This is a genomic window from Bradyrhizobium paxllaeri, from assembly GCF_001693515.2.
GTDB classification, from domain to species: Bacteria; Pseudomonadota; Alphaproteobacteria; order Rhizobiales; family Xanthobacteraceae; genus Bradyrhizobium; species Bradyrhizobium paxllaeri.
The window spans coordinates 1,104,980-1,122,706 of record NZ_CP042968.1 but is presented as its reverse complement, the minus strand read 5'-3'; the positions used below and the strand labels follow the sequence as shown (position 1 = coordinate 1,122,706).

The following is a 17,727-nucleotide window of genomic DNA, read 5'->3' as shown; positions in this document are numbered from 1 at the left end:
CATCTCACTCCGCCGGCTGTGGCGAGGCCCCGATGGCCTTTGGCTCCGGCTGATCGGCCGTCGCCTCGGAAATCGGGTTCGGAAGCTTGATGGTCATCCAGATATTGTAGGCGCCGATGCACCCGCCAATCAGGAACAACAGTCCGCCGATGGCGCGGGCAACGTAGTAGGGGTGCATAGCGATCAGGGAATCGACGAAGGAATAGGTGAGCGTGCCGCCCTCGCTATAGGTTCGCCACATCAGTCCCTGGATAATGCCGGAATTCCACATCGCGAAGACGTAGACCAACGCGCCTGCGAGCGAGAGCCAGAAATGCGCCTCGACAAGCCCGGCCGAGTACATGCTCTTGCGCTTCCACACCCACGGCACCACAGCGTAGATCGAGCCGAACGTGATCATCGCGACCCAGCCCAACGCACCGGCATGAACGTGACCAACGGTCCAGTCGGTATAATGCGAGAGCGCATTGACGGCACGGATCGCCATGAACGATCCCTCGAACGTGGTGAGCCCGTAGAACACCGCCGCCACCATCATGAAGCGCAACGTCGCGTCGTCACGCACCTTTTCCCAGGCGCCGTTCAGTGTCAGCAGCGCGTTGCCCGCGGACGCCCACGAAGGTACCAGAAGCATCAGCGAGAACGTCATGCCCAGGGTTTGCACCCAGTGCGGCAGCGCCGTGTAATGCAGGTGGTGAGATCCCGCCCACATGTACAAGAAGGTGATACCCCAGAAGCTGATGATCGACATCCGGTAGGAGAAGATCGGGCGGCCCGCCCGCACCGGCAAGAAGTAATACATCATGCCGAGGAAGCCTGCGGTGAGGAAGAACGCCACGGCGTTGTGGCCGTACCACCACTGGATCATGGCGTCCTGGACGCCGGAAAACAGCGTGTAGCTCTTGGCGTGGCCGATCGAGACCGGCACGGCGAGGTTGTTGACGATGTGCAGCATCGCCACCACGAGGATGAACGCCATGAAGTACCAGTTCGCGACGTAGATGTGCGGTTCCTTGCGCCGCGCCAGCGTTCGCAGATAGATCAGGAAGTACACCACCCATACGACGACGAGCCAGATGTCCGCATACCACTCCGTCTCGGCATATTCCTTCGACTGCGTAATGCCCATCATGTAGCCGGTGACGGCAAGCACGCAGAACAGGTTGTAACCCATCAGCACGAACCACGGGCTTAACTGGTCCGGCAGGCGCGCGCGCGAGGTTCGCTGCAGGACATAGAACGAGGTCGCGATCAGGCCGTTGCCGCCGAAGCCGAAGATCACTGCGGTCGTATGAACCGGCCGGATCCGGCCAAAGCTCGACCAGCCGCCGCCAAAGGTCAGGTTCGGATTGACGAGCTGCCATGCCACCCAATCCCCGACGGCAAGGCCGAAGACGACCCAGATCATCGCCAGGACAATCCCGGCCTTGGTAGGATCATCATAGTAGGAGGCGAACCGTTCCTCCGACGGCTCCGGAGCATAATAGTCCTTGCCGATGAGAAAGATCGTGAGGATGCCGACCACGAAGATCAGCGCGCCGTGAATGCCGATCGGGTCATCACGCCCGACCACACCAAGCACAGATCCGCAGATTGCGACCACAAGGCCGATCAGAATCGCGCCCTGTCGCTCATTTCGGGTGAGCTGGGCCACCATGGGAGAGGTGGGGAATGGTTGCATTGCCTACACTCCACGCGAGTCGTGAAGCTCATGATCGGATTCAGCAATGCAACAGGCCGCTATTGTTGACCTAAATCAAAGCGCGTGACTTCCGCACCTCATGGATTTTCCAGGCGCTGGAGATTCGGAGCGGACAGGCCCTGCTGTCGTTTTAGCCAAGCGTGCGGGCGTGTCGTACTGGACGTCCACTCGGCAGGGGTGTGCCGAACCTGCCGCTCGGAAAGAGTCCGTGTTAGGCATCCGGCCGACCTATGAGACGCTCAAGCCTATCGTCAGCATCTTGTTGCCGCATTCAACATAAGCGCTCCTAATACGAGCGACGCGACGAAATTATTCGACAAATCAACCAATTACCGAGTCTGCGAAACCGTTGGGTCTCAGCAGCGCTGAAACAAAAATTGATGGAACTTTTGAAAAAAACGGGGAAAAACCCAAATGCAGTCTTGATTTGCCTCCTTTCTTTTCGCGGGGCGCATTGTGAGTAACGCGTATGACTGATCAACAATTGGCAATTCAGGCCATTGGCGAGGCCCAACTCATACTGGAAGAATACCTGCAACCCCGTCCTCAGAACAATGAGCGTATCCTCGACAAGCTGGTGGAAGTTCTCGAACGTCCCGATGTGATGGCTGCTGTAAGCCGCTTGCAGCAGCGCAGTTGCCTCGAGGCAGCCAAATGAGCAAGCAGCTTTCATCAATGGCCCTGACGGCTTTCGTCGCGGCGCTGTTGTTGGGAATGCCAAAGGTGGAAGCGAAACAGCAGTGCAGCGCCGCGATGCCGTCAGATCCGAACGGAAAATGGTGGTCGTATCGTCTCATCGACGGACGAAAATGCTGGTACGAAGGCAAGCCAGGGCTTTCGAAAGCCTTGCTGGCATGGCCTAAAGGCGAGGCCGCGCAACCATTGCCCAAGGACGTGCTGCCCAAGGCCGTGTCCGCGCAACCGTCGCGCAAAGATGTCAAGGAAGTCGCAGACATCGTCCCGGAGAAGCGCTTCAATCCGCTGGACGCGCAAGCCTGGGCACCGAAGGAGGCCGTGCAAAATTGGGCACCGGAGGAAGCCGTGCAAGCGCGGACGCCGAATTACATCCCCGAGACTTTTGATGCGTTATGGAGCGGAAGGATCTGGCTCTTAGGTCGTTGAGAGGTTGACCTGCGGCGCTTCGTTTTTCGCTTCGGCTTTTCTGTCCACTGATCTCTGTTGCTGAGCGCGTAGGATGGGTGGAGCGACCCATCGCCTGCGCGGCCTTGCCGCGTCGATCGAAGAATCGCGCAGCAAAGGCCGATTTCGCGGCCTCTCTCGTCGGCCACTCCGAAGAGGCTGAGGATTACCTCGTCACTGCCCGCATAGGACAGCCACTGCGCTTCGCATCAATCGCGCAGCAGCACGGCCTCCCGAAGGGTCCGGCTCGAGCCCAAGACGGAGGCGAGGCCCAGCGCCATCAGCAGCACGCCAAGCCAGGTTGCCATCCAGCCCCACCCGTCATCGGCCGCCTCGGCGATAGGGGCGACGGCAGAGGCGACCGGCGCGGCTGAAGGTGCGGAAACGGCAACCGCGTCGCTTCGGGCCGGTGCGGCTGCCAGAAGCGTCTCCGCGTCGAGCCGGCGCGGCGCGGGGTGGTCAGGCGTGAGTTGGTCGGTCGCGCGGTCGGCGACGGCGGCCGGCGGCACGAAGGCCGCGGCCCCCGTAGCCGGGGCGGCAGCGGCCTCAACCACGTTGAGCTCGGGAGCGGGCCGCGTCGGCTCAGACGTTTCCGCCGGTGCGGAGCGCAGCATCTCCGCACGCGCATCCATGACCGCCTTGTTGCGCCGCGCGGCCTCATTCTCCTCGGGAGCGGCGACGCGAGGCTTCGCGGCGCGACGACGAACCTGTTTCACCGTCGCGGTCTCCTCGGCAGCCTGGAACCAGCATTTGCGGCGCCCCTCAGTACGATAGACCCAGCGCTGCCCCTCCGCTGTCGACGCACCGGGCCGTGGCAAGCACTCCCTCTCCTTTTCCACGGGAGCAGGCTCAGTGGCTGTCTGGGGAGGAGAGACATTGAACAAGTCTGCAAGCGGATTCGAAGACGCAGGCGAAGTCGGGAGACCTGCGAGAAGAACAAAGGCAGCGATGGAACATCGCAGATAACCGGACATGAGAATCCCAGAGTTGCGCCCCCACGGAAACGACCTTTGGCCGCGACATGGGTCACAATAGGGCTCAAATCCGGCAAGGCGGTGGATTCATTCTGGTCCGGAACAAGATCGTGGTCCTGATCCTGCAGCCGCGCGGAAGGCGTGCAAGGTGGCTTCTTGTTCATCTCGAATCTCGATGGGTCGTAGAAACTCGGCAAGTCACGTTGCATCGATGTGGCGAGATTGATCCCATGCACTGCGGCACCTCAGACCGAAGCCGTTCCAATGAATCAGATTTCGCAGTCGACTGAATTCAAAGCTTTGCGCAACCCACCAAATGCGCTTAGCCGACAGGATTCGGTATTGCTGGCGGCCTTTCGCCGCTCGGAAACAGCAGTTCGCTGGATGGCAATGGTCTTTGGTTTCGACTTGGGACGGACCACGGCAGTGACCTTCCTTGATTTGGAATCCTTTGATCTGGAATCGTGTCGATGGTGGACGATCACCCTCGGGGGTTGCGAAGAACCGACACTGGTTTCCTCCGACGGAGAACTGCGCTCGTCGACCAGCGCGGGCTGCGCTGGTGGCTCGCTGCTCGCAGCGGCAATTTCAAGTCGATCAGCCTTCGCCAACGCCGCATGTGAATCGGAAATGCCTACGGCTGTCTCGGCAGGGGGCTCGACGACCACTGCCGCACTACGTACCGGAGTTCTGAGTTCCATTGCCGTTAAGATTCCTACACCCAATGGGATGAGGAGGCCCACCAACACCATTCTCAGCATGACGCTTCTCCACTTGTTCAGTGGCGGCGAAAATTCTTTTAGTGGCGGTGAAAATTCTCCGGTCTAATACGGCAACTTGGCGGCGGCTCACGTAACGACTCGACCCACGTAGAGCCTGTTTGTCGATAGGGTTAACGTCGGCCCGGATGTTCCCGACGCGCGAACGTTGAATGGAGGAACAAGATCGCTCGCTGCGCTGGCTGAGACGATGGGGACCGGCACGAGTTGATTGCAGAGGTTAGTCCGGGCCTTTGAGTTCAGAAGAAGACAGCCAATCGCGGTCCGGAGACGGCCCGATCTTTCTGCCTCGTCGCAAGTTAGCGGCATGAAAGATCGCAACCACAACAATCACGGGCAACAATCCGACTGCGCCCAGCAGACCTAATTCCATCCACATGGCAGCGCTCACTTTGTTGCGCCCCACATCCATAACGTGGCTGGCTCAGAAGCAGTTCGGCACTGACCGTCAAGATTCGCAGGAACCGAAGATCGTCTTCAGCGTTTGGGCCGGTTGGTTCTGGATGCGCATCGCTGGCCTTGAGCAGAATCGGAAGTGGCGATTTCAACGCATGTGAACCCGATCACCGGATCCGTGCGAGCCGCTTCGCCTTGACGGCCCGCCGGGCCGCGGCTGCGGCGGCAAAATCTCTCCCCTTATTCGTGAAATCGCACGCCTTGGCTGAATCGGAGATATGCGCTAGCATGCTGCCATGTTCGTTCGCCTGACGAGACCTGCACGCGTCAAAGCGGGGTGGTTTGCCGCCCTGCTCTATCTGTTTTGCGTGCTCGCGCCCGGGGCAGCGCTGGCACTCGGCGATGCCGCAACGTGCCTGATGATGGAGTTCCGGCCGGCTGCCGCCACGCATATGCACGACGACGCGACGACGCTGCCTACGGCTCACAAGCACCATGAGGCGAATGGAAGCCACCTCGTTAGCGGCAACGCCTCGCATGATCATGCCAAGCATCAACACGACGGCAAGGGTTCCTTCGGACCCTGCTGCGCCATGCTCTGCGTATCCGCGATCGCAGCTGACCTGCCTGCGGTAGCCAAGCCCGCACAACCGACTTCGCTCTGCGTCTCCGAGAATTCCTGGCGCCTGCCGGGTGAGGCGCCCCCTCTGCACTATCGTCCTCCCATCTCCTGATCCGACGTAACGACGTGGGCAGCCGCGCATCGATAGCGCGCGCACGCCCGTGGTTCATCGCGAGATCAGGGATTAATTCATGTCTGCGCAATTTCATGCGTGGGTCGCCGCCGTTGGTTCGGCGGACGAACGCTATTCCATCGTCAAGGCTGCGCTCTGCGGCGCTATGATTTTTACGGCTGTCATGCTCGCGGGCTGCACGCCCGAGACAACGCGCATGGCCAGTGCGGACCCGGCTGATCCCACTGCCAGAGTAGCCGGCGCCGGCTACCGCTCGACCGTTGCGCCTTACACCTCCCTGCGTCCGTCAACGCCTGCGCCTTGGCGCGAGCGTAACGACAGTGTCACTCCCAAATCCAGACGGGAACAGCCATGAACGCTTCTTCCAGATCCCATGCGTTCGCGCTGCTGTTGACGGCAGGCATGGGCCTGTCCGGATGCGCGTCGTTCTCGCCCGACAGCGGCATGACCGTGGTAGCCGGCGTCGCCAGCCAGACCATCGGCAAGGAGGTTGCATTCGTGCGGTCGGCTGACGACGCGGAGCGGACTGGTGGCACCGTGCGCCGCCTGCTCGGCCGCACCCTCAGCGTCGATGCCGCCGTGCAGACCGCTCTCCTCAGCAACAAGGGGCTGCAGGCCGCGTACAACGAACTCGCGCTCGCGGAAACCGATCTTGTCCAGCAGAGCCTGCCGCCCAATCCGACCTTTTCCATCTCGCGTATCAGCGGCAACGGCGCCAGCGAAATCGAGCGGCAGGTCGTCGGCGATATCCTTGCGCTCGCGACGCTGCCATTCCGTTCCGAGATCGCGCGCGAGCGTTTCCGGCAAGCGCAATTGCGCGCGGCACTGGAAACGCTGCGGCTCGCCGCCGATGTCCGACGTACGTATTACCGCAGCGTTGCGGCCAACGAAATGGTCGTCCTTCTCACTGACGCCAAATCCACCGCGGAGAGCACGGCGCAACTGGCCAAAAAGCTCGGCGAAACCGGCTCGCTCAACAAGCTTGATCAGGCCCGTGAACAGGTGTTCTACGCCGAAACCACCGCCGACCTCGCCAGCGCACGTCAGGAGGCGACCAGCGCGCGCGAACGCCTGACGCGGTTGATGGGCTTGTGGGGTAACGATCTCGGCTTCCGGCTTCCCGATCGATTGCCGGCCCTGCCGCGGCGCCCGCGCTCACTCCCGACGATCGAGGTCGATGCCGTCGGTCACCGCGTCGATCTACAGATCGCGCGCATGGAACTCGCCGCGTTGGAAAAATCGCTCGGGCTCACCCAGGCGACGCGCTTCGTCACGCTCTTCGACGTCGCCGGCATTTCGAAGCGCACCACCGATCCGGACGCAGCGCCATTCCGCGAACGCGGCTTCGACATCGCGTTCCAGATTCCGATCTTCGACGGCGGCGAGGTGCGGGTCCGGCAGGCCGCGGAGAGCTACAATCAGGCCTTCAACCTTCTCACGGAGAAAGCCGTCAACGTCCGCTCGGAGGCGCGCGACGCCTATCGCGTCTATCGCTCGGCCTATGACATCGCCAGCCACTACCAGCGCGAAATCCTGCCGCTGCGTCAGATCATCACCGAGGAGATGCAGCTTCGCTTCTCCAGCATGCAGATCGACGTGTTCGCGCTGCTGACCGAAGCGCGCCAACGGCTCGCCTCGCTACGCGCCGCGATCGACGCCAAACGCGCATTCTGGCTGGCGCAATCCGACCTGCAGACCGCAGTCAATGGCGGCGGATCGGGCGGCGCACGAGAAACCCCGACGACGACGGCCGCCGCAACGCCAGCAGCCGGCGGTGCGCACTAGGGAGAGCAAACGATGTTTTCACGCAGAGGATTTTTGGGCACGGCCGCGCTCGTCGGCGCCAGCGCCGTCACCGGCCGCGTGCAGGCCGCCGCCATTCCTGAAGCGCCAACGATGGACAAGGCGGTGATGCAGCCGCCACTGCATCCGACCTCGGGTCCCGACTACCGGCCCGTGGTGACGCTCAACGGCTGGACTCTGCCGTGGCGCATGAACGGCGACTGGAAGGAATTTCATCTTGTCGCCGAGCCCGTCGTGCGCGAATTCGCGGAAGGCATGAAGGCCAATCTGTGGGGCTATAACGGCCAGGCTCCGGGGCCGACCATCGAGGCGGTCGAGGGCGACAAGGTGCGCATCTTTGTCACCAACCGCCTGCCCGAACACACCACCGTGCACTGGCACGGCATGATCCTGCCGTCAGGCATGGATGGGGTCGGCGGGGTGACCCAGCCGCACATCCCGCCCGGAAAAACCTTCGTCTACGAATTCCAGCTCAAGCACAGCGGGACGTTCATGTACCACCCGCATTCCGACGAGATGGTGCAGATGGCGATGGGCATGATGGGCATGTTCGTCGTCCATCCGCGCGATCAATCGTTCCGGCCGGTCGACCGCGACTTCGTCTTCGTGATGAGCAGCTATCTCATCGATCCCGGCACCTATCTGCCCAAGGTCAACGAGATGACCGACTTCAACATGTGGACGTGGAATTCCCGCGTGTTTCCCGGAATCGATCCGCTGCCAGTGCGGCTTGGCGACAGGGTTCGCGTCAGAATCGGTAATCTCACCATGACCAACCATCCGATCCACCTGCACGGCCACAAGTTCGCGGTGTCCTGCACGGACGGCGGCTGGGTGCCGGAGAGCGCGCAGTGGCCGGAGACGACGACCGACGTACCCGTAGGCGCCATCAGGGCATTTGATGTGCTCGCCGACAATCCGGGCGACTGGGCTTTTCACTGCCACAAGTCACATCACACCATGAACGCGATGGGTCACGACGTGCGCAACATGATCGGCGTCCCGCACAAAGACCTCGCCAAGGCCGTCGGCAAGCTCGCGCCCGACGCCATGGTGATGGGCTCGACCGGCATGGCGATAGGCAACATGGAAATGCCGGCGCCCGACAACACGCTGCCGATGATGACCGGCACCGGCCAGTTCGGCCCGATCGAGATGGGCGGCATGTTCACGGTGATGAAGATCCGCGAGGGAATGGCGCACGACGATTACAGCGATCCCGGACCGTACAAGTTTCCGCAAGGCACCGTCGCTTGGGAGGTCGAAGCACCCGCTGCCGCTCCGGCGCGGCAGGAAACGCCTGCGACTTCCCCACAGACGAAGAAGGGCACGAGCAACAAGCCCAGTCACAAGGGCATGAAGATGTAGCAGGCAGCAAGTTCTGCGGACTTGCTAAGGAGGTGAGCTGAGATGAATGAAACGTTATATAGGATTGCGCGCCGATCCTTCCTTGGCGCACTCGCCGCGATTCTGGCGGGACGTATAGCTGCGCCGGCTTTTGCCGCTGACCCCGTCATTACAGTCTACAAGGATCCCAACTGCGGCTGTTGCTCGGGCTGGGTTGATCATCTGCGCGGGGCCGGCTTCTCGGTCGCTGTACAAAACACCGACCAGCTTGCGCAGATAAGAAAACAGCACGGCATTCCGCCCGAACTCGCTGCTTGCCACACTGCAATTGTGAGCGGCTACCTCGTCGAGGGACACGTACCCGCGGCCGCGATCCAGCGCTTGTTGACCGAACGTCCGAACGCCGAGGGCATTGCCGTTCCCGGCATGCCCGTGGGGTCACCTGGAATGGAAGGCGGGATGCCGCAACCCTACACGGTCGTGCTGTTTTGGCAGTCCCGACAAGCCCCTTACATGCGCTTTCTCGGAACGCAGCGGCTTGACACATAAGCGCTGGTGTGACCGGCGGAGTTCAACAAGAAGGACGATCCAATGAACAAGATTACCACAACCGCCGTGACGCTGATTGCAGTGGCGGCACTAGCATGGCCTGCAAGCGGCCATGAAAAGCATGGCCACGAAAGCTATTCGGCCGGCGAGCCAGGCAATCCCAAAAAACCATCGCGCACGATCGAAGTTGAGATGAGCGAGATGGAATACAATCCTTCACGCATTGAGGTGAAGCGCGGCGAACAAATCCGCTTTGTCATTCGCAACGTCGGCAAGGAAGACCACGAATTCCTGCTCGCCACCACGAAGGAAAATCTCAAGCACGCCGAGGATATGAAGAAGAATCCGCACATGGAGCATGATGATCCGAACGGCGTGCGGCTCAAGCCGAAGATGTCTACCGAGATTCTTTGGAAGTTCACCAAGCGGGGGACGTTCGAATATTCCTGCCTGGTCCCCGACCATCGCGACTACGGGATGATCGGCAAGGTGACGGTGAAGTGAGCTGGAAAACACCGAGAAGGAGAAAGCAACGATGAAACTCAGTCACACAATTGCAGCCGCGACGCTCTTGTTCGCGACTGCCGCTACCGCGCAGGATGTCGCCAAAGGTGAAGTCAAGAAGATCGACGAGAGCGCGGGAAAGATCACTTTGAAGCACGGACCGATCAAGAGTCTCGGCATGGATGAGTCGATGACAATGGTGTTCCGCGTAAAGGATCCGGCGATGCTCAAGAAGGTCAAGGTCGGCGACAAGGTCGATTTCCAGGCCGAGAACGCCAGCGCCGGCATCACGATTACCGAGCTTCAGAAGGCCAAATAGATCAGCTTGTCGGCGCCGCCGTGGTCGTGCTGCGGCGCCCGTGGCTGGCGTGAAGTCGGCGGAGGTGTTGCGAGCCCGACCGGGCTTGCAACACCGTCAATTCGCCGGCGATGGAGGCAAGAGGAATTCGTCTCCAGGGAGAGCGCGGCATAAGCCGTAAAACCATTGCGCAGGGAATGCCGGAATGCCCCGGCTGTACCTGTATGCTCGTGTGTGCACTCTTCGCATCCCTTGCACACGAGACCGCGGGTGCGGCAGGCACCTGGCATTCCCTGCGCCCTCTTCGTTGGGCGAATGAATATTGCAAAGCCCGGGCGAAACGTGCCGCGGGAAGGCGGAGGTGTGTCTTCAGCAGTCATTGCGAGCGAAACGAAGCAATCCATGGCGCCACCTGCTGAGACATGGATTGCTTCGTCGCTTCGCTCCTCGCAATGACGGGGCTACCAGCGGAGGGTATCCGCGGCCGTTGGCCCGGAATAGCGGATCAAGAACCCCCGTTAACCCTTTGCTAACCATACACCCGGCAAATATTGCCGGGTGAAGTCGAGTGTCGTCGGCCGCGTAAAACGGGAGGAACCCCGTGGACGCCAGTGCGGTGCCTCACTTTCGAACCGGCGGCCCTTCGGCCGCCGCGAAGACGTTTGGCGCCCGCGGGCGCCAGTCGCGGGGGGCAGCTACCATGGTCGATGTCACGGCGGGTCAGGGTGGTGCAGGCACAGGAGGCAAGTTTCCGAGCCTTGCCGAAATCGGCGATATCCTGAAACGCGGCGATCTGGCGCTGGCGCTCGGCGTCCTCATCATCCTGGTGGTGCTGATCGTCCCGCTGCCCTCGATCGTGCTCGACCTGTTCCTGGCGATCTCGATCACGGTGTCGATCCTGATTCTGATGACCTCGCTGTTCATCCAGGCGCCGCTCGAATTCTCGGCGTTTCCGACCGTACTGCTGATTTCGACCATGCTGCGGCTGTCGCTGAACATGGCCTCGACCCGCCTGATCCTGTCGCATGGCCATGAGGGCACGGCGGCGGCCGGCCACGTCATCGAAGCCTTCGGCAATTTCGTGATGGGCGGTAATTTCGTGATCGGAATTATCGTGTTCGCGATTCTGGTGATCGTGAACTTCGTCGTCATCACCAAGGGTTCGGGCCGCATCGCCGAAGTCGCCGCGCGCTTCCAGCTGGATTCGATGCCCGGCAAGCAGATGGCGATCGACGCTGATTTGTCCGCCGGCCTGATCGACGAAAAGACCGCCAAGGCACGCCGCAAGGAACTGGAAGACGAAAGCGGCTTCTTCGGCGCCATGGACGGCGCCTCGAAATTCGTCCGCGGCGACGCCATCGCGGGACTTCTGATCGTCTTCATCAACATCGTCGGCGGCATCATCATCGGCGTCGCCCAGCAGGGCATGAGCTTCGGCGATGCCGCCCGCACCTACACCGTGCTCACCGTCGGCGACGGCCTGGTGACGCAGGTGCCGGCGCTGATCGTCTCCACCGCCGCGGGCCTCCTCGTTTCGAAGGCCGGCATCACCGGCGCGGCCGACAAGGCGCTGATGAAGCAGCTCTCGGGTTATCCGCAGGCGCTCGGCATGTCGGCCGGCGTGATGCTGGTGCTGGCGCTGCTGCCGGGTATTCCGATGCTCCCCTTCCTCGCGCTCGGCGGCGGCGCCGCGGCGCTGGCCTGGAAGGCGCGCAACCACAAGGAGGTCGTCAAGGCACAGGAAGCCGCCGCGGCGGCTGCGCCCGACGCCGCGGCTGCTGCCGCCCAGGCCGCAGCCGAAGAGCCGATCGCCACCGCGCTCAAGATCGACGACCTCAAGATCGAGCTCGGCTACGCACTGCTGCCGCTGGTCAACGGGCCTGACGGCACCGACCGCCTGACCGAGCAGATCAAGGCGCTGCGCCGTTCGCTTGCGATCGAGATGGGCTTTGTGATGCCGGCGGTGCGCATCCTCGACAACGTCCAGCTCGAGGCCAACACCTACATCATCAAGATCAAGGAAGTGGACGCCGGCACAGGCAAGATCTGGCCGAACCAGTTCATGGTCATGGACCCCGCCGGTAACCAGGTCGGCGTGCCCGGCATCCACACGGTGGAGCCGACCTTCGGCCTGCCGGCGACCTGGGTCGACGCCGCGCTGAAGGAAGAGGCCTCGCTGAAGGGCTACACGGTGGTCGACGCCGCGACCGTGCTGTCGACGCACCTGACCGAACTGCTCAAGAACAACATGAGCGACCTCCTCTCCTATGGCGAGGTGCAGAAGCTATTGAAGGACCTGCCGAAGGAACAGGGCGAACTGGTCAAGGACATCGTGCCGAGCCAAGTCACGGTCTCCGGCATCCAGCGCGTCCTTCAACTCCTGTTGGCCGAGCGGATCTCGATCCGTGACCTCTCCACCATCCTCGAAGGCATTGCCGACGCGCTCGCCTTCTCGCGCAACCCCGCCATCATGGTCGAGCACGTCCGCGCCCGGCTGGCGCGCCAGATCTGCGCGCAGAACACCACCTACAACGGCTATCTGCCGCTGATCGCGCTGTCGGCGCGCTGGGAGCAGGCGTTCGCGGAATCGATCGTCGGCCAGGGCGAGGAGCGCAGCCTCGCGATGCAGCCCTCCAAGCTGTCGGAGTTCATGACTGCTACCCGCAATGCCTTCGAGCAGGCGGCGCGCGAAGGCGAAGCGCCGGTACTGGTTACCTCTGCTGCAATCCGCCCGTTCGTTCGCTCGTTGGTCGAACGCTTCCGCTCGCAAACCACTGTCTTGTCGCAGGCCGAAATTCATCCGCGCGCGCGGCTGAAGACGGTCGGCAGCGTCTAGGACTACCGGCGTCGCGGCGCAAATCAGCGGTAAAATGGCGAAGCCTTTTCGCCACATGCAAACGGTTTATTAAAATCGCGGGAAATGGGTCGGATTCCGTACAGTTGGCGCTTCGACTGCCATAACATCTTGTAAAAGATAAACAATTGTTCATTCTCGCCGGCGCCTGATCGCGACCGTTCAAGTCTTTTCACCGCCTTGTGATCGCCTCTTTGGAACTGAATGGCGGATTCCTACGTTTCCTGACGCGAGACGTTGAACCAACCTGCGGGCGCATCCAACAAATCCGTAGGCGGGAAGGCGGCAGGAGACTTCCATGAACCACTCGATCTACAGCGCAGATCGCATGACCCATCTCAAGATCGTGGTCGTGGCACTCGTGGCAGGTATCGTGGTCGCCGGGTTCAGCATCTCTGCACGCACGACCTCGGATGAAGGTCTCACCCAGACCGCGAGCACGCGCGTGATGAAGGCCGGCAAGCCGGTCGCAATTACGAGTACAGGCAACTCAGTCGTACGCTAAAGGAGAGATTTCACGGAATTCACGCGGCTCTTTACAGCCCCCCAAAGTCGCCGTGTGGATAATCAAGACCCCAACTACCCCCAAGTTGACTGCGAAAACGCCCGCTCCCCACGGGCGTTTTCTTTTTGTCGGGGCTAGTGTCCGGAGTGCCCGTCACCGCCGGTCGAACCGTCACCGCCTGTCCAGGGCTCGCCTGAATCCCCGCTCCGTGGGGCCTTCGTGCCTTGGCGAAATGCGTATCCGATAAATCCCGCCAGCAGGATGAGAACGAGAAGCGGCCCCAGCCAATTCGGCACGATGAACGACTCCCAGTTCAGCGGCTAGCGTGGCGGAGCGCCCGCCGGCACCGTCTCGATCAGCTTGCCGGTAAAGACCGGCGCCGAGGTCGGCTGGCCGCTCGGCGAGCCGCCGGCCTGCTCGACGGTGACCGCAAAGAGCGCAGCGTTGATCGTGCCGGCGTCGTAATCGGCCAGCACCGGACGCGCGGTGAAATCGCTGCCGCCGATCACGCCGAGCGAGCGCGGCCGCGGCAGCTTGTCGGAGATCAGCCAGAGCTCAAAGCTCTTGCCGGGCTCCGCATCGGCCCCGACCTTGCGGACCGTGAAATTCTTCGTCGCCGCATCGACCGTCAGGATGAAGGCCGGCGAGCCGCCGTCGCGCTGCAGCAGCGCGACATATTGCGCCGACGGCACCGGTGAAGGCGCCGGCGTCTTCACCTCGACCGTCTGGATCTGCGGCTTCGGCCGCAGCCGCTCCGGCAACAGATCCGGCTGGTAGACCTGCACCGCCAGCATCGCGACCAGCGCCGCGGCAAGCGCGGTGGCGATGGAAGCGACATTGCGCCAACGCTTCGCGCGACCCGCCAACTGGATGACGTTCGCATTGTCCGCGACCGTCGTGGCTGGCGCGGCCGGCGTCGCGTCGGCCACCACGGGAGCCACCACCGGCTCGGCGGCAGGTTCGGGCGGCGGCGGTGCGGGTTGCTCCGCCCGGGGCAGCACCAGCGGCGCCTGCGCCTCGGTCGAATGTCCGATCGCGGCCTTGATGTTTTCCCACACGATCGGCCGCGGCTCGATCGAACCGACCATCTGGTTGAGCACGCCGAGCCGGTATTCCCAGGCATGGACCAGCGCGCTGTATTCGGTGTCGACGGCCATCATGGTCTCGACCTGGGCGCGCTCGTCGGCATCGAGAGTGCCGAGCGCGTATTCCGCGGCGAGCGCGATATGGTCTTCGCTATGGGCCATCGTTCAAGATCCGGACCTTTAGAGCCCGAGACACTCCCTTATATCCATCATGCTGCGGCGCAGCCACGTCTTCACCGTATTCACAGGCGTCTCGAACTTGGCGGCGAGCTGCTCGCGGCTCCAGCCGTTGTAATAGGCCAGGAGCACGAGCTTCTGCCGGTCCGGCTCGAGACGGCCGACGCATTCCAGCAACCGCTTCAACTCTTCCGTCATCTCGCGCCGCGCCAGCGGATCGGGAGAATCGGCCGCCACTTCCATCGCGGCAGGCTCCTCCTCGATCGAGCTTTCGCTCTTCTTGCGCACCACGTCGATCGCCCGGTTGCGCGCGATCGACGCCATCCATGTGATCGGCGAAGACAGGGCCGGGTTGAACTGGCCGGCACTGTTCCAGATCTTGACGTAGGCCTCCTGAATGACCTCTTCCGCGAGGTCCTGACGCCGCAAGATACGGAGCACAACGCCGAAGAGTTTCGCACGCGTGGCGGCGTACAGGCGCTCAAAAGCGGCCTCATCCCCCTTCGCCACCGCGGCAATCAGCCAGACCAGCTCCGCTGGCGTCAGCATTCAGCGTCCCCCAAAATCTCAGATTCTCCACCCGCGTCCTACGCTGGAGCCGACGAGAGGTTTCGTAGCATACCTTGCGTCAAAAGGGCCACCAAGTGGCCCGGGTCGGCATGCCGGCAACGAAAAACCCGGGCCTTGCGGCCCGGGTTTTCGATCGTGTCAGATCAGCGGAGGCTCGTCAGGCGACGCCAAGCCGGGCGCGCATCAGGCCGATACTATCCATGTCGGCCTGCTCGCGGGCGCTCTCCTCGGCGCGCTCGCGCGCCTGGTCGCGCTCGTCGAGCAGCTCGACCTTCTTCAGCTCCTCGAACGCTTCGCTCAACAGGCCCTTGGCGTCTTCGAGCTGGATGCGCAGCTCGTCGGCGGAACGGGTCAGGTTTTCCCGGCGCTGGATCGCGGCCTTGGCGTAGGTCGGATAGGCGAAATGGGAGGGATCGTTGATCCCGGCCCGCTCCTGCTCGGTCTGGATTTCGCGCTCGAGATCGACCGACATGCGCTGGAAGTCGGCGATCATGCCTTCGATCTGGGTAACCCTACGGCGCTTCTCGTCGACCTGAAACTTCTTCAGGCGGATCAGCGTTTCTCGTGACTTCATCGACTCATACTCCCCAGAAGTCCCAATCTGAACGCGGGACGGAGCCGGCTCCCCAGGGGGCCCCACCGGCGTCGTTAATCATGTGCCGGGGATGATGGCCTGACAAAGTTAGCGTTCCGTTTCCAAATTGCCGAGGATATGCGCCAAGAGGCCATAGCCGTCACCAAGGCTTGCTTTTTCGTCCTTGGCCTGGCGCAGGAAGGCTTCGAGCGGCTCGTGCAGCCGCACGGCCTCATCGACTTCGGGACTGGAACCCGCCCGATAGGCGCCCAACCGGATCAGCTCTTCCATGTCGGCGTAGGTCGCCATCACCTGCCGGGCGCGCGTGATCACGGGCAGGTAGGCGGGATCGGCCGCTCGCGGCATGGTGCGCGAGACCGATTTAAGGATGTTGATTGCGGGAAACCGTCCACGCTCTGCGATCGAGCGTTGCATCACGATGTGGCCATCCAGAATGCCGCGCACCGCATCCGCGATCGGCTCATTGTGGTCGTCGCCGTCGACCAGCACCGTGAAGATGGCAGTGATGGTGCCGACGCCGGTTCCCGGCCCTGCCCGCTCCAGCAGTTTCGGCAGTTCCGTGAACACGGTCGGCGTATAGCCCTTGGCGGTCGGCGGCTCGCCGGCCGACAGCCCGATCTCGCGCTGCGCCATGGCAAAGCGTGTAACGGAGTCCATCAGGCACAGCACGTCCTTGTCCTCATCGCGGAAATATTCCGCGATCGCGAGCGTCAGGTAGGCCGCCTGCCGCCGCATCAAGGCCGGCTCGTCCGATGTCGCCACCACCACGACCGAGCGTGCGAGGCCCTCGTCGCCGAGATCCTCTTGCAGAAATTCCTGCACCTCGCGGCCGCGTTCCCCGATCAGGCCGATCACGGTGATGTCGGCGTCGACGTTCCGCGCCAGCATCGACAGCAGCACCGATTTGCCGACGCCGGAACCGGCGAAGATGCCGAGCCGCTGGCCGCGGCAACAGGTCAGGAACGTATTGAGCGCCCGCACCCCGAGATCGAGCGGCGGGCCGACACGCTTGCGCGAATGCGCCGGCGGCGGCGCGTTGCGATAGGGCATCGGCGACGGGCCCTGCACCAGCGGCCCCTTGCCGTCGATCGGTTCCCCCATGGCGTTGACGACGCGGCCGAGCCAGGCCGGCGACGGCCGCACCTGGCTGGCTGCGGTCGCGATCACCGCGCGGCAACCGCGCCTGACACCGTCGAGCCCGCCGAACGGCATGACGACGGCATTGCTGCCGGAGAACCCGATGACCTCGGCCGGGATGAATCGGTTGCCGCCGGTATCGATGACGATCCGCGCACCGACCGACATCGCATGGATCGGCCCCGCGATCTCGACCATCAGCCCGCGCACGCCCACAACACGGCCATATATATTGACGCCGTCGATATCGCCGATTTGCTCCGCAAGCGCCTTCATTGCGAAAACCTTAAGTTTCCACGTTTTAGCCGAGACCGCTTAACCTCGTGTTTACCCGCATCATTAATCATTGCGTCACTGTCTTTGGTGACTGAGAGCGCTTGCCCGTCAGAAGAAGGGTAAGTCGCGGGAGTCGGTTAGGCCCGCCTCTTAATGTGGAGACTGAGCACGCACGGTTAGAAAAAGCTGCTTCCAAGCAACATCTTAGGGCGATTCGATAAAAATTGCACTTAAAGAGCTTGCGAACCGGAATCAGAGTTTGTTAACCATGTGTCTGTCAG

At 62.4% G+C, this 17,727-nt stretch carries 18 protein-coding genes; 12 read left to right on the top strand and 6 right to left on the bottom strand.

Annotated features, from left to right (window positions below; all coding sequences use genetic code 11):
• Positions 1-4: 4 nt before the first annotated feature.
• Positions 5-1,657 carry a cytochrome-c oxidase, cbb3-type subunit I gene (gene ccoN / locus LMTR21_RS05260; protein ID WP_065754026.1) on the bottom strand — a complete coding sequence of 551 codons (1,653 nt, stop codon included), beginning with the start codon at positions 1,655-1,657 and terminating at the stop codon, positions 5-7.
• Between the two features lie 514 nt (positions 1,658-2,171).
• Here ccoN and LMTR21_RS05255 point away from each other — a divergent pair.
• Both LMTR21_RS05255 and LMTR21_RS05250 read left to right on the top strand, forming a co-directional pair.
• Positions 2,172-2,360: a hypothetical protein gene (locus LMTR21_RS05255; protein WP_084030696.1), complete on the top strand. Its 189-nt coding sequence runs from the start codon at positions 2,172-2,174 to the stop codon at positions 2,358-2,360.
• Entirely contained in the window at positions 2,357-2,824 is a 468-nt protein-coding gene (locus LMTR21_RS05250; RefSeq protein WP_141688379.1) for a hypothetical protein, read from the top strand. The genes LMTR21_RS05255 and LMTR21_RS05250 overlap by 4 nt, the downstream gene beginning before the upstream one ends.
• Before the next feature lie 227 nt (positions 2,825-3,051).
• On the opposite strand, the gene LMTR21_RS05245 is transcribed toward LMTR21_RS05250, so the two are convergent.
• Positions 3,052-3,558 carry a hypothetical protein gene (locus LMTR21_RS05245; protein ID WP_246175128.1) on the bottom strand — a complete coding sequence of 169 codons (507 nt, stop codon included), beginning with the start codon at positions 3,556-3,558 and terminating at the stop codon, positions 3,052-3,054.
• Positions 3,559-4,080: 522 nt separating this feature from the next.
• On the opposite strand from LMTR21_RS05245, the gene LMTR21_RS39915 reads away from it, so the two are divergent.
• The 10 genes from LMTR21_RS39915 (at position 4,081) to LMTR21_RS05195 (ending at position 13,606) form a co-directional block, all read left to right on the top strand.
• Positions 4,081-4,644: a hypothetical protein gene (locus LMTR21_RS39915; protein ID WP_187399313.1), complete on the top strand. Its 564-nt coding sequence runs from the start codon at positions 4,081-4,083 to the stop codon at positions 4,642-4,644.
• 643 nt (positions 4,645-5,287) lie between these two features.
• Positions 5,288-5,725, top strand: coding sequence for a hypothetical protein (locus LMTR21_RS05235; RefSeq protein WP_065754021.1), 438 nt, complete (start codon positions 5,288-5,290; stop codon positions 5,723-5,725).
• A gap of 79 nt (positions 5,726-5,804) precedes the next feature.
• Entirely contained in the window at positions 5,805-6,101 is a 297-nt protein-coding gene (locus tag LMTR21_RS05230; protein ID WP_084030694.1) for a hypothetical protein, read from the top strand.
• Positions 6,098-7,531: a TolC family protein gene (locus LMTR21_RS05225; RefSeq protein WP_148635938.1), complete on the top strand. Its 1,434-nt coding sequence runs from the start codon at positions 6,098-6,100 to the stop codon at positions 7,529-7,531. The genes LMTR21_RS05230 and LMTR21_RS05225 overlap by 4 nt, the downstream gene beginning before the upstream one ends.
• 12 nt (positions 7,532-7,543) lie before the next feature.
• The gene (locus LMTR21_RS05220; protein ID WP_065754019.1) at positions 7,544-8,917 is read left to right on the top strand and encodes a multicopper oxidase family protein; all 1,374 of its coding nucleotides are present in this window, start codon (positions 7,544-7,546) and stop codon (positions 8,915-8,917) included.
• A 42-nt stretch (positions 8,918-8,959) separates the two neighbouring features.
• Positions 8,960-9,445: a DUF411 domain-containing protein gene (locus LMTR21_RS05215; protein WP_065754018.1), complete on the top strand. Its 486-nt coding sequence runs from the start codon at positions 8,960-8,962 to the stop codon at positions 9,443-9,445.
• Positions 9,446-9,487: 42 nt separating this feature from the next.
• Positions 9,488-9,949, top strand: a complete 462-nt coding sequence (locus tag LMTR21_RS05210; RefSeq protein WP_065754017.1) for a cupredoxin domain-containing protein — start codon at positions 9,488-9,490, stop codon at positions 9,947-9,949.
• A 31-nt stretch (positions 9,950-9,980) separates the two neighbouring features.
• On the top strand, positions 9,981-10,268 hold the full coding sequence (locus LMTR21_RS05205; RefSeq protein WP_065754016.1) for a copper-binding protein: 288 nt from the start codon (positions 9,981-9,983) through the stop codon (positions 10,266-10,268).
• Positions 10,269-10,947: 679 nt separating this feature from the next.
• Positions 10,948-13,083 (top strand): flagellar biosynthesis protein FlhA, encoded by a 2,136-nt coding sequence (flhA, locus tag LMTR21_RS05200; protein WP_065754015.1) that lies wholly within the window; start codon positions 10,948-10,950, stop codon positions 13,081-13,083.
• 316 nt (positions 13,084-13,399) lie between these two features.
• Positions 13,400-13,606: a hypothetical protein gene (locus LMTR21_RS05195; protein ID WP_065754014.1), complete on the top strand. Its 207-nt coding sequence runs from the start codon at positions 13,400-13,402 to the stop codon at positions 13,604-13,606.
• A 320-nt stretch (positions 13,607-13,926) separates the two neighbouring features.
• Here the strand turns inward: LMTR21_RS05195 and LMTR21_RS05190 are convergent, their stop codons facing one another.
• The 4 genes from LMTR21_RS05190 to fliI all read right to left on the bottom strand — a co-directional run bounded on the left by LMTR21_RS05190 (position 13,927) and on the right by fliI (position 17,446).
• Positions 13,927-14,853: an anti-sigma factor gene (locus tag LMTR21_RS05190; protein ID WP_148635937.1), complete on the bottom strand. Its 927-nt coding sequence runs from the start codon at positions 14,851-14,853 to the stop codon at positions 13,927-13,929.
• Between the two features lie 18 nt (positions 14,854-14,871).
• The gene (locus LMTR21_RS05185) at positions 14,872-15,417 is read right to left on the bottom strand and encodes a sigma-70 family RNA polymerase sigma factor (RefSeq protein ID WP_057862050.1); all 546 of its coding nucleotides are present in this window, start codon (positions 15,415-15,417) and stop codon (positions 14,872-14,874) included.
• 178 nt (positions 15,418-15,595) lie between these two features.
• On the bottom strand, positions 15,596-16,012 hold the full coding sequence (gene fliJ / locus LMTR21_RS05180; RefSeq protein WP_028347246.1) for a flagellar export protein FliJ: 417 nt from the start codon (positions 16,010-16,012) through the stop codon (positions 15,596-15,598).
• Positions 16,013-16,120: 108 nt separating this feature from the next.
• Complete coding sequence (fliI, locus tag LMTR21_RS05175) at positions 16,121-17,446, bottom strand: flagellar protein export ATPase FliI (RefSeq protein WP_065754012.1); 1,326 nt, start codon at positions 17,444-17,446, stop codon at positions 16,121-16,123.
• Positions 17,447-17,727: the final 281 nt, after the last annotated feature.

Excerpts from the sequence above, each read along its gene's own strand:
- ccoN (WP_065754026.1), bottom strand. The coding sequence starts at position 1,657 with ATGGTGGCCCAGCTCACCCGAAATGAGCGACAGGGCGCGATTCTGATC.
- LMTR21_RS05255 (WP_084030696.1), top strand. The coding sequence starts at position 2,172 with ATGACTGATCAACAATTGGCAATTCAGGCCATTGGCGAGGCCCAACTC.
- LMTR21_RS05250 (WP_141688379.1), top strand. The coding sequence starts at position 2,357 with ATGAGCAAGCAGCTTTCATCAATGGCCCTGACGGCTTTCGTCGCGGCG.
- LMTR21_RS39915 (WP_187399313.1), top strand. The coding sequence starts at position 4,081 with ATGAATCAGATTTCGCAGTCGACTGAATTCAAAGCTTTGCGCAACCCA.
- LMTR21_RS05235 (WP_065754021.1), top strand. The coding sequence starts at position 5,288 with ATGTTCGTTCGCCTGACGAGACCTGCACGCGTCAAAGCGGGGTGGTTT.
- LMTR21_RS05230 (WP_084030694.1), top strand. The coding sequence starts at position 5,805 with ATGTCTGCGCAATTTCATGCGTGGGTCGCCGCCGTTGGTTCGGCGGAC.
- LMTR21_RS05225 (WP_148635938.1), top strand. The coding sequence starts at position 6,098 with ATGAACGCTTCTTCCAGATCCCATGCGTTCGCGCTGCTGTTGACGGCA.
- LMTR21_RS05220 (WP_065754019.1), top strand. The coding sequence starts at position 7,544 with ATGTTTTCACGCAGAGGATTTTTGGGCACGGCCGCGCTCGTCGGCGCC.
- LMTR21_RS05215 (WP_065754018.1), top strand. The coding sequence starts at position 8,960 with ATGAATGAAACGTTATATAGGATTGCGCGCCGATCCTTCCTTGGCGCA.
- LMTR21_RS05210 (WP_065754017.1), top strand. The coding sequence starts at position 9,488 with ATGAACAAGATTACCACAACCGCCGTGACGCTGATTGCAGTGGCGGCA.
- LMTR21_RS05205 (WP_065754016.1), top strand. The coding sequence starts at position 9,981 with ATGAAACTCAGTCACACAATTGCAGCCGCGACGCTCTTGTTCGCGACT.
- flhA (WP_065754015.1), top strand. The coding sequence starts at position 10,948 with ATGGTCGATGTCACGGCGGGTCAGGGTGGTGCAGGCACAGGAGGCAAG.
- LMTR21_RS05195 (WP_065754014.1), top strand. The coding sequence starts at position 13,400 with ATGAACCACTCGATCTACAGCGCAGATCGCATGACCCATCTCAAGATC.
- LMTR21_RS05190 (WP_148635937.1), bottom strand. The coding sequence starts at position 14,853 with ATGGCCCATAGCGAAGACCATATCGCGCTCGCCGCGGAATACGCGCTC.
- LMTR21_RS05185 (WP_057862050.1), bottom strand. The coding sequence starts at position 15,417 with ATGCTGACGCCAGCGGAGCTGGTCTGGCTGATTGCCGCGGTGGCGAAG.
- fliJ (WP_028347246.1), bottom strand. The coding sequence starts at position 16,012 with ATGAAGTCACGAGAAACGCTGATCCGCCTGAAGAAGTTTCAGGTCGAC.
- fliI (WP_065754012.1), bottom strand. The coding sequence starts at position 17,446 with ATGAAGGCGCTTGCGGAGCAAATCGGCGATATCGACGGCGTCAATATA.